This is a genomic window from Streptomyces albicerus, assembly GCF_008905045.1.
GTDB lineage: Bacteria > Actinomycetota > Actinomycetes > Streptomycetales > Streptomycetaceae > Streptomyces > Streptomyces albicerus.
Genome location: NZ_VWMY01000157.1, coordinates 1 through 8,796, shown reverse-complemented (window position 1 = coordinate 8,796; position 8,796 = coordinate 1). Strand labels below are relative to the sequence as shown.

11 protein-coding genes are annotated in these 8,796 nt (G+C 68.2%); 3 read left to right on the top strand and 8 right to left on the bottom strand.

Annotated elements, in window-relative coordinates:
* From GAS53_RS53990 to GAS53_RS53980, 3 genes are all read right to left on the bottom strand, one after another.
* Window positions 1-239: ATP-binding protein (locus GAS53_RS53990; protein WP_151485166.1), on the bottom strand; the 239-nt coding region annotated here is incomplete at its 3' end.
* A 328-nt stretch (window positions 240-567) separates the two neighbouring features.
* Window positions 568-1,296, bottom strand: a complete 729-nt coding sequence (locus GAS53_RS53985) for an SDR family oxidoreductase (RefSeq protein WP_151485165.1) — start codon at window positions 1,294-1,296, stop codon at window positions 568-570.
* Window positions 1,297-1,395: 99 nt separating this feature from the next.
* Window positions 1,396-2,064 carry a nitroreductase gene (locus tag GAS53_RS53980; RefSeq protein WP_151485164.1) on the bottom strand — a complete coding sequence of 223 codons (669 nt, stop codon included), beginning with the start codon at window positions 2,062-2,064 and terminating at the stop codon, window positions 1,396-1,398.
* A 148-nt stretch (window positions 2,065-2,212) separates the two neighbouring features.
* Here GAS53_RS53980 and GAS53_RS53975 point away from each other — a divergent pair, with 148 nt between their 5' ends.
* The gene (locus GAS53_RS53975; protein ID WP_151485163.1) at window positions 2,213-2,863 is read left to right on the top strand and encodes an FMN-dependent NADH-azoreductase; all 651 of its coding nucleotides are present in this window, start codon (window positions 2,213-2,215) and stop codon (window positions 2,861-2,863) included.
* A 232-nt stretch (window positions 2,864-3,095) separates the two neighbouring features.
* Here the strand turns inward: GAS53_RS53975 and GAS53_RS53970 are convergent, their stop codons facing one another.
* Window positions 3,096-3,581 (bottom strand): MarR family winged helix-turn-helix transcriptional regulator, encoded by a 486-nt coding sequence (locus tag GAS53_RS53970; RefSeq protein ID WP_151485162.1) that lies wholly within the window; start codon window positions 3,579-3,581, stop codon window positions 3,096-3,098.
* 340 nt (window positions 3,582-3,921) lie between these two features.
* Between GAS53_RS53970 and GAS53_RS53965 the strand changes: the two genes are divergently transcribed.
* Window positions 3,922-4,662 carry a sigma-70 family RNA polymerase sigma factor gene (locus GAS53_RS53965; RefSeq protein ID WP_225859713.1) on the top strand — a complete coding sequence of 247 codons (741 nt, stop codon included), beginning with the start codon at window positions 3,922-3,924 and terminating at the stop codon, window positions 4,660-4,662.
* Between the two features lie 21 nt (window positions 4,663-4,683).
* On the opposite strand, the gene GAS53_RS53960 is transcribed toward GAS53_RS53965, so the two are convergent.
* Window positions 4,684-5,376: a haloacid dehalogenase type II gene (locus GAS53_RS53960; protein WP_151485161.1), complete on the bottom strand. Its 693-nt coding sequence runs from the start codon at window positions 5,374-5,376 to the stop codon at window positions 4,684-4,686.
* A 201-nt stretch (window positions 5,377-5,577) separates the two neighbouring features.
* On the opposite strand from GAS53_RS53960, the gene GAS53_RS53955 reads away from it, so the two are divergent.
* Complete coding sequence (locus GAS53_RS53955) at window positions 5,578-6,540, top strand: NAD(P)H-dependent flavin oxidoreductase (protein ID WP_151485160.1); 963 nt, start codon at window positions 5,578-5,580, stop codon at window positions 6,538-6,540.
* A gap of 80 nt (window positions 6,541-6,620) precedes the next feature.
* On the opposite strand, the gene GAS53_RS53950 is transcribed toward GAS53_RS53955, so the two are convergent.
* The 3 genes from GAS53_RS53950 to GAS53_RS55875 form a co-directional block, all read right to left on the bottom strand.
* Window positions 6,621-7,004, bottom strand: a complete 384-nt coding sequence (locus GAS53_RS53950; protein ID WP_151485159.1) for a DoxX family protein — start codon at window positions 7,002-7,004, stop codon at window positions 6,621-6,623.
* Window positions 7,005-7,233: 229 nt separating this feature from the next.
* Entirely contained in the window at window positions 7,234-7,812 is a 579-nt protein-coding gene (locus GAS53_RS53945; RefSeq protein WP_151485158.1) for a dihydrofolate reductase family protein, read from the bottom strand.
* Between the two features lie 421 nt (window positions 7,813-8,233).
* Window positions 8,234-8,395 carry a hypothetical protein gene (locus tag GAS53_RS55875; RefSeq protein WP_192583715.1) on the bottom strand — a complete coding sequence of 54 codons (162 nt, stop codon included), beginning with the start codon at window positions 8,393-8,395 and terminating at the stop codon, window positions 8,234-8,236.
* Between the last annotated feature and the right edge of the window lie 401 nt (window positions 8,396-8,796).

The following is an 8,796-nucleotide window of genomic DNA, read 5'->3' as shown; positions in this document are numbered from 1 at the left end:
TGGTGCAGGCCGGCGTAGGAGAGCTCCATCTCGGACTGGACGCCGGCCACCCTGACGGTGCGGCAACCAACGGCACGCTCGAGGAGGTGTCTCAACAGCTCGGTCTTCCCGATCCCTGCCTCACCGCGCAGGACCAGGACCCCACTGCGCCCAGCTCTGGCGCCTGCCAAGAGGTCGTCGAGAACCTGGCACTCGCTCTGCCTCCCGAGGAGTCCGGCTCCCGAACCGCTCCTCGTCATGGCAGCTCCCCTGTCCGGACACTTCGACCGGTATGGTAATACGTCTTGAGATTACTCGCCCGTGGTTCGAGCGCGAGGATGGCGCATGAGCGCTGCCACCGAACATTCGATCCCGGTCGCCTCCTGCTCCAGGCCGACTGCTCCGCCTGGCCCGCGAACACCTCCTCGCCCCCGCGGGGGTCAGGCTCTCGGGGACTCTCGGCCGCGTAGACGCGGAACCACACCCCGCGCGTCCGCGAAGCGGCCTCGCCCGGCCTCGTATCGCTCCTGGTCAGGACGGTTCCGGAGGCTTGGTCGAGTCGGGTGCCATGCCCAGGGCGCGAGCGAGTCAGGACAGCCAGTCGGCGTAGCGGGTGGGGGCGAGGTGAGCGTCCTTGTCGGTGAGGACGTCACCCTTGACGAGGGCGAACATGCCGGCGGTGGGGTCGGTGACGACCGTACGGCTGTCGCTCCTGTGGGACAGGGTGATCCGGCCCAGCTCGTCCAGGGAGAAGATCTCGGGACCTCCGATGTTGCGAATGCCGTTCAGAGGGGCGCCCGCGGCGACCTCCGCCACCGCGCCGGCCACGTCCTTGGCAGCGATCGGCTGGATCGGCGTGGCGGGCAACCGGACGGTGTCGCCGTCGGCGGTCCAGGACAGGACGGCGTCCATGAACTCCATGAACTGCGTCGCCCGGACGATCGAGTAGGGGATCGGCCCTGCCGCGAGGATGTCCTCCTGGAGCGCCTTGGCCCGGTAGTAGTCCAGCTCCGGCACCTGGTCCACGCCGACGATCGAGAGGATGACGAAGTGGCCGACGCCGCCCTTCCGGGCCGCGGCCAGCAGGTTGTTCATCGAGGTCTGGAAGAAGGCCGGGGAGGCTTCGTCGAAGGTAGGGGAGTTCGTCAGGTTGACGACGACGTCGGCTCCAGCCACTGCCTCGTCCAGACCTTGGCCGCTGATGACGTTGACTCCGGTGGACTGCGAGTGCGGTACCGCCTCGTGCCCGGCGGCGTTCAGGTTCTTGACGACCTGCGACCCGATCAGCCCGGTACCGCCGATGACTGCGAACTTCATGACACGCCTTTCGTTGGAGTTATGGGCGCAATATGGCATATGGACCGCTATGTGGGCGCGACAAGAAACGGTGCCCCACTCGGCTGAGGGCGGGCAGCGTCAGTAACTGTCGACGAACATGACCGTCTCGTCGAGCGGCGCCCGGCCCGTGCGGGTGTAATCCACCGTGACGTCCTCGAACCCGATCGACATGCCGCAGAAGAGGATGAGCTCGCCCGGGGGTGACAGGACCTCCGCGACGGTCTTGTGATACTTCGCCCATGCCATCTGCGCACAACTGTGCAGCCCTTCGGCTCGGAGCAGCAGCATGACGGTCTGCAGATACATGCCGACGTCAGACCACTGGGCCGGACCCAGGTCGCGGTCGATGTAGCAGAACAGGGCAGCGGGCGCGCCGAAACAGTCCCAGTTCGCGGAAGCTGCCCGCTGGCGCGCCTCCAAGTCCTCGCGCGGAATGCCGAGTGCGCCATAGCGCTGCTCGCCGAAGGCGGATCGGCGCTCGCGGTACGGGGACTTCAGTGCCGGTGGGTACTGCTCGTACTCCGGCTCGTCCCAGGGGCTGCCCGAGATCACGCGCCCGCAGGCGCGCTTCTTGATCTCGGCCAGCGGACCGCCGGTCACCACATAGACGTGCCACGGCTGGAGGTTCGATGCGGACGGCGTCCAGGCCGCGGTGGATATCACGCGTTCCAGTACCTCCCTCGGGACTTGCAGGTCGGTGAATCCGCGCACCGCCCGTCGGCTGGTGACCGCCTCATAGACGTCCAAGATCGTCTGCCTTCCGTTTGCTCGACGTCTCCAAACACGTTGCAATCGCGATAGTATCATTCAATACCGTCTCGTGTTTAACTATCCTCGAGCATCAATCCTCAGCCCTTGGTTTCCCGCCTAGGGCATGGCTCTTTGGAGAAAGCCCATGGCCACGTTGCTGCACATCGACTCGTCCGTGCTCCCCGGCGAAGCGTCCTCGTCCCGTTCGGTCGCGGCCGCCTTCCGCAAGACCTGGGAGGAGCAGCACCCGGAGGGCACGGTGATCTACCGCGACCTCGCCGCCGACCCCCTCCCGCACATCACCGCCACCGCCTGGACCGCCGGTTTCACCGCCCCGTCCGATCGCACCCCGGAGCAGTCCGCCGCGTTCGCCGCGCGCGTGAAACTCATCGAGGAGCTGGAGCAGGCGGACGCCGTCCTGATCGGCGCCCCCATGCACAACTACTCGATCCCGTCGACCCTCAAGGTGTGGCTGGACAACGTGTTCCTGCTCGGCCGCACCGCCGGCGAGGCCCCCTCCGCCCAGGGCACCCCGGTCGTCGTCGTCGCCAGCCGCGGCGGCTCCTACGCGCCGGGCACCCCGCGCGAGGACTTCGAGTTCGTGCAGAACTACCTGGAGGCCGTCCTCAAGCGCAGCCTCGGCCTGGACCTCGACTTCATCGTCCCGGAACTCACCATGGCGCCCCGCAACCCGGCCATGTCCGAACTGGTCCCCCTCTACGAGGCCTCCCGCAAGCGTGCCTTCGAGGACGCGACCACCAAGGCCAAGGAACTCGCGGAGCGCCTCGCCGTGTAACCCCGAGCCATAGGCGCCGTGTCGCGCTCCGGCCCAGGACGGCCCAGGACGCGGCACGGTGTCCCCTCGTCGCCACCGTCCCCTCCGACGGTGACGGTGGCGCTCCGACTGCGGCTCGCAGCCAGGGCCGGCGCGTAGCGACGATGGTCGCAGCTCTCAGGGCCCGGTTCGCCGCGAAAGCCGCACGGGACGAAGCGCGCCCGCGCGGCAGGCAACCGTCGTTCGGGGGCGCTTACGCTTCGTCGCCTGTGGGATGGGCGAACCGGGTCAGCAGAGCCGTCAGCTGCTCGGGCTCGCCGGGCCCCAGTTGGGCAACCAGACGCTCAGCCAGCGGCTCCGCCGCCACGTGAGCTGCGTCGAAGAGCTCGATGCCCTGAGGCGTGATTTCAACCGCCCGCACCCGCCGGTCGCCCGGAACGGACTTGCGTACGGCCAGCCCCTTACGCTCCAGGTCGTCCGCGACCCGCATGATTCCCGCCTTGTCCGACCCCGTCGCCGCCGCCAAGTCCCGCTGCACCGTGGGCCCGCGGTCGACCAGCACGATCAGCACGGCAAAATGCCGCAACTCGATGCCGAGCGGCCGAAGCGCCTCCTCCATCACCGCCGCCGCGCGCCAGTGCGCCCGGCGCAGCAGCAAGCCGAGAGCGAAGGGCGAGGCATCCCCGGGGCGATCGATCACGTGCGCGGGGGTGGTTCTGTGAGGGACGTCGGCGCTCATGAGGCCACGTTACAGCCATCCATCCGTTCGATACGGTCTCGTTTGAAACCAAATGCGGGCAAGCCCTGCCTGCTGCCCTGCGCCCTTGAGGAAGTCGCCGCCAACTGAACGAGCCGGCCGCCCGGCCCGATGGGCGACGTCCGAGCGCTGCCAATGAAGCGGCTCCGACCTGCCTCGTAGCGCTGCCGGGTGGGGCGACTACGGAGGCTTGCCACGGGGCTGCCACGGCACCACCACGGAGCCGCCTACGGCTTTCCAAGGGCGCGACCGGCTGCCATAGGCGCGACGTTGGTTGTCAGCCGCTTTCAAGGCGCTGGCCCACGGAGCAGAGGAGCCCGTCGTGGACACATATCTGGCCGAAGCCGGGCAAGGTCGGGAGATGGTGGGCTTGGCGGGCCTGGCGGCGGGCCCGACGATTGGTGAACTGGACGAGGCGGCGTCGGTGTTCGTCCGTGCCAGGCCCGCACTGCTCAAGATCGCCAACCGAATCGTCGGAAACGAGAGCGAGGCCGAAGACGTCCTCCAAGAGGCATGGTTGCGGTGGCAGGGCACAGACCGCACGGTTGTCCTGAACCCGTCGGCGCTGCTCAGGACGACAACGGTGCGGCTGGCCATCAACGTCGTCCAGTCCGCCTGGAGACGTCGAGAATCCTGCGCCAGTCCTTGGCTCCCGGAGCAGGTGGACGCCTGCGCGACCCCAGAAGCAGCGGCGGAGCAGCAGGACGCCGTCGAGCGAGCGGTTCTCCTGCTGATGGAGACGCTCACGCCGAGGCAACGTGCCGCGTACGTCCTGCGGGAGGGTTTCGGCTATCCGTACGGCCGGATCTCCGAGATCCTGCGCCTCAGCGTCGTCAATACGAGGCAGCAGGTCTCGCGCGCCCAGGAGCGTCTCGCTGCAAACCGTCGCGGGCAGCCAGTGGACTCGGTCGCGCATCGGCGGCTCGTTCAGGCGTTCCTCGCGGCAGCCCAGTCCGGTGACCTTGCGCATTTGGAAAGGGTCCTTTCCGCAGACGCCGACCACCAACCCGACGGCCCGCATGCGCGCCGATGCCGCACAGGGCCGGCGAGTAGACGTCGCTGAGCGGTTTTCCGGTCGACACTTCTACGTCGCCGTCAGCGCGGTGACCAACGTGTCCAGGCTGTCCGACCGCCAATTGAAGGTGTCGCTACCCTTGGGACGATCCCCGGCTGGCCGCTGAACATAGGCAGTTCGCATTCCCACCGCCTGAGCTCCGCGAAGGTCCCAGGCGTGGGCGGCGACCATCAGCACGCGCTCCGACGGACATCGTGCCGCGTCGACCGCGAGCTGGTAGACCTCCGGTGCGGGCTTGAATGCCTGGGCATCTTCCGCGGACAAGGCTTGGTGCCAGCGCAGCCCGGCGTAGGCGTTGAGACGGAACAGAGTCGCGCGACTGGCATTGGAGAGCCCCAGTACGGGAAATCGCCGCGCGAGGCGCGTGAGTCCGGCGAGCGAGTCGTCCCACGGCTTCAGGCGCTGACTCGCCGTAGCCAGTCGCTCGATGACCACCGGGTCGGTGAGCCCGGCACGGTCGGCTACGCGTTGAGCTGCCTCGCGGTCGATGATCTCGGAGTTGGCGTATGCCCGGCTCTCTTCCTCGATGCGTTGCTGCTCATGCTCGACATGCTCTCGCCATACGGTGAGCAACTGGTCGACGGACGCATCGTCGGACGCGGGCACCGCGTCGCGAATGGCCGCTCGAAGTCCGCCCGGCTCGTCGACCATCGTTCCGAGTACGTCGCAGACGACGACCTCGATGTCGCAGGCGTCAGCCATCCGGTCTCCTATGTGTGGTGGTCGGGGGCGACGTGGCCCGGGTCAGCACGTGGACTGCCGTGTGGGTAATTCCGGCGTACTTGGCACAGTAGCGTCACTGGTTCAGTCGGTGATGATTGTGCCTCCAGCATGCATCACTGGTCAAGAGGGTGATGCCTGTGCCGGTGAGCCTGTGTGCCGGTGAGAGCGATGATGGCGGTCATGGCGTTGTCGACGGCATTCACGAAGTTGTTCGGTGTGCGGCATCCGATCGTGCTGGCACCCATGGGGGGTTCGGCCGGTGGTGCGCTGGCGGCGGCCGTCTCGCGCGGCGGCGGGCTCGGGTTGCTGGGCGCCGGAAACGGGGATCCGGACTGGCTGGCCCGCGAGCTGCCCATCGTCGCAAAGGGCACCGACAAGCCGTGGGGCATCGGCTTTCTGACCTGGGCAATCGATGCCGGTGCGGTCGAACGGGCGCTGGAGCACCGACCCACAGGGGTGATGCTGTCCTTCGGCGACCCGGGCCCCTTCGCCGAGCGGATCCGCCGGGCGGGTGTGGCACTGATCGTCCAGGTCACCGACCTGGAGGAGGCCAGGCGGGCAGTGGACGTGGGTGCCGATGTCATCGTGGCGCAGGGCACCGAGAGCGGTGGGCACGGGGCCCGGCACGGCCGGTCCACACTGCCGTTCGTGCCGGTCGTGGTGGATCTGGCGGCACCCGTGCCGGTACTGGCGGCCGGCGGGATCGCCGACGGCCGTGGCGTGGCCGCGGCTCTGGCCCTGGGTGCTGAGGGGGCGGTCATCGGCACCCGCTTCCAGGCCACGGCCGAGGCCCTGGTCCACCCCTCGATCGCCACCGCGATCGTCGAGGGACGCGGGGAGGACACCGAACGCAACCGAGTCCTGGACATCGCCCGCGGCTCCCGATGGCCCTCCCGGTACACCGCTCGCACTTTGGGCTATCGCTACCTTGACCAATGGCGGGGCCGGGAAGCAGAACTCGCCGCGGATGGGCAGGCTCAGCAGGACTATCAGGACGACGTGGCACGAGGCGAGGTGCCGCCGCTGCCGGTCTGGGCCGGCGAGGCCGTCGATCTCATCACCGACCTGCCCCCGGCAGCCGATCTCGTCGCCACCCTGGCCATCCAGGCCGAGGACGCCCTGACCCGTGCGGGAAGGCACTGACCGCGACGCCCGCCAAGCGCGGCCGCGAGGGGCCGCACTGGGCTGGGCGATCGCGAACTGTGCGTTGTCGCTGCCGCTGGTCAGACGGTGAAGGATTCGGGGCCGAAGCGGCCCCACGCGATGAATGCCGCAAGCACGAGATAGACCAGGTTGAGCACCACGAACTTGGATTCGCCGAGTCGGCCATGAGTGACCATCGCGCCGACCATCAGCAAGACCCAGCAGGCGGCAGTCACCGGCACCAGAGCTGGTGCGATGCCGACCAGAGCGGGCAAGATCAAGCCCAACGCAGCCAGGAGCTCGAGGACGCCGAGGGTCTTGACGAAGCCGACGCCGGCGTCTGCGGTCCATCCCCCACCATGGGCCGCAGCGAGTTTCTCCTTGGGCACGAATGTCTTGCTGATGCCGCCGGTCAGGGCCACTACAGCCAGCAGTCCGGCGCCGATCCACAGTGCGAGGTTCATGCGGTCACACCCCTAATGCTCGACATCTCTCCTCCACCCCTCCGGTGGGAGTCCGACACTGAGACGATGGCCGACGGCGATTTGTGACATGGCCACCACCACCTCCGGGCGATCTCAGTGGTGACCTGGACGAGCTGGAACTTCCGGTCAGGTTCGGCTTCGTTGATCTCTACTGCTCGATAGAGCCATCAGGTTCGGCTGCTTGACGGGGTGGGGTGCATAGATGGACTCAGACATGCAGGGTGGGCCGGTAGACGAGCTCTTGGATGTGGTCGTCGAGCGTCCGGCGCTCGATCAGCTCGAGGTCGAAGTCGGCCGCACCCTGGAAGACCGGGTCCAGCCCGGTCTGACCGGTGATCACAGGGAAGAGCGTCACCTGGACGCGGTCGACCAGACCGGCGGCCATCAGCGCCCGGTTCATCGACAGGCTGCCGTGCGAGCGCAACGGCACCTCGGACTCCTCCTTGAGCCGGGCGACGACGTCGACGGCATCGCCGCTCACGACGGTCGCATCCGGCCACTCGAGGGATCCCTCCAGCGTGGTCGAGACCACCGTTGCCGGCAGGCTCCTCATCCGCGTGACCCATGGGTCACGCACCTCGGACTCCTCGGTGCTCGAGGCCAGCATCTGCGCGAACGCCCGATACGTGTTGGCCCCGAAGACCATCCGCTGCTCCTGGCCGTACAGGGCGAGGCGGTGGTCGAGGAGCTCGGGGCCCTGCTTGCCCCAGTAGCCGGTCCAGTTGCCGCCGGCGCCGCCGAAGCCGTCGAGGCTGGAGAAGACGTCGAATGCATAGGTAGCGGTCATGATGCTCTCCTCGAGTGCGGTTGAACGCGTGTCGGGGATGCAGACTGGCAACCACGGCGAAACTCATCGCCCTTGGACTCCTGGAGTCCGGTGGCGAAGATCAGCGTGATCGGCGACACGGCGGGCGAGAAGAAGAGCGCGGCACGCCGGTCCACAGGTCTTGTTCAAGGAGCCGGCGGACTCGATCACACGGAGCCTGGCTTCGGTGGTTGAGGACCTGAGCTGTGTGCGTGTCGCGTCCGATCTTGAATCCTGCAACGTGAACGTGACTGGTCCGGGACAGTGGTGTGCCGGGCCCGGGGTGTCCGGGCCCGGCTTTGCGGCCGGTGTGTGACATCCCCTGAGGGACCGTCCGGGCCCGCGCGGGAGCCTTCGGTTTTCCCGGGTTTCCTGGCGGCGACCACGGAAGCGGCGGCTGACCTCAGCTGGTGAGGACCGTGCCGTAGCGCGGCCTGCTTGTCGTGGAGACCCCGGTGGTCGCCGGGCCGAAGGAGAGTGTGCCCGTCGTCGCGCCGGCGGCCGTGCCGCGCAGGGACCAAACCTGGCTGTCGCCGACGTTCTCGCCGGGGCAGCCGACGGCCACACCACCCAGGATCAGCTTCTCCTCGTCGTTGTCACCGCTGTTCGCGAGTGCGGCGAGCCGCGCCCGTACTCGGGCTTCTAGTGGTGCGGATGGTGCGATTTCGACGGCTTCGTCGGGTGCACTGGGTGGGAGGGCTTCGTCGGGTAAGCGGGCTTGGTCGGGTGCGCTGGGTGGGCGGGTTGAGCCGGGTAGGCGGGCTTGGTCGGGTGCGCTGGGTGGGCGGGTTGAGCCGGGTAGGCGGGCTTCGTGGGGTGCGCTGGGTGGGCAGGGTGCGTTGGATGAGCGGGGTAGGCCGGCTTCGCGGGGTGGGCCGGCTTCGTTGGATGCACCGGGTGGGCAGGCTGCGCTGGTTGAGTGGGGTAAGCGGGCTTCGCCGGGTGGGCGGGCTTCGTGGGGTGTAC

Bases quoted from the DNA above. Each gene is read 5' to 3' on its own strand.
- GAS53_RS53975 (WP_151485163.1), top strand. From the start codon at position 2,213: ATGGCCACGTTGCTGCACATCGACTCGTCCGTGCTCCCCGGCGAAGCG.
- GAS53_RS53970 (WP_151485162.1), bottom strand. From the start codon at position 3,581: ATGAGCGCCGACGTCCCTCACAGAACCACCCCCGCGCACGTGATCGAT.
- GAS53_RS53950 (WP_151485159.1), bottom strand. From the start codon at position 7,004: ATGAACCTCGCACTGTGGATCGGCGCCGGACTGCTGGCTGTAGTGGCC.
- GAS53_RS53945 (WP_151485158.1), bottom strand. From the start codon at position 7,812: ATGACCGCTACCTATGCATTCGACGTCTTCTCCAGCCTCGACGGCTTC.
- GAS53_RS53985 (WP_151485165.1), bottom strand. From the start codon at position 1,296: ATGAAGTTCGCAGTCATCGGCGGTACCGGGCTGATCGGGTCGCAGGTC.
- GAS53_RS53955 (WP_151485160.1), top strand. From the start codon at position 5,578: ATGGCGTTGTCGACGGCATTCACGAAGTTGTTCGGTGTGCGGCATCCG.
- GAS53_RS53960 (WP_151485161.1), bottom strand. From the start codon at position 5,376: ATGGCTGACGCCTGCGACATCGAGGTCGTCGTCTGCGACGTACTCGGA.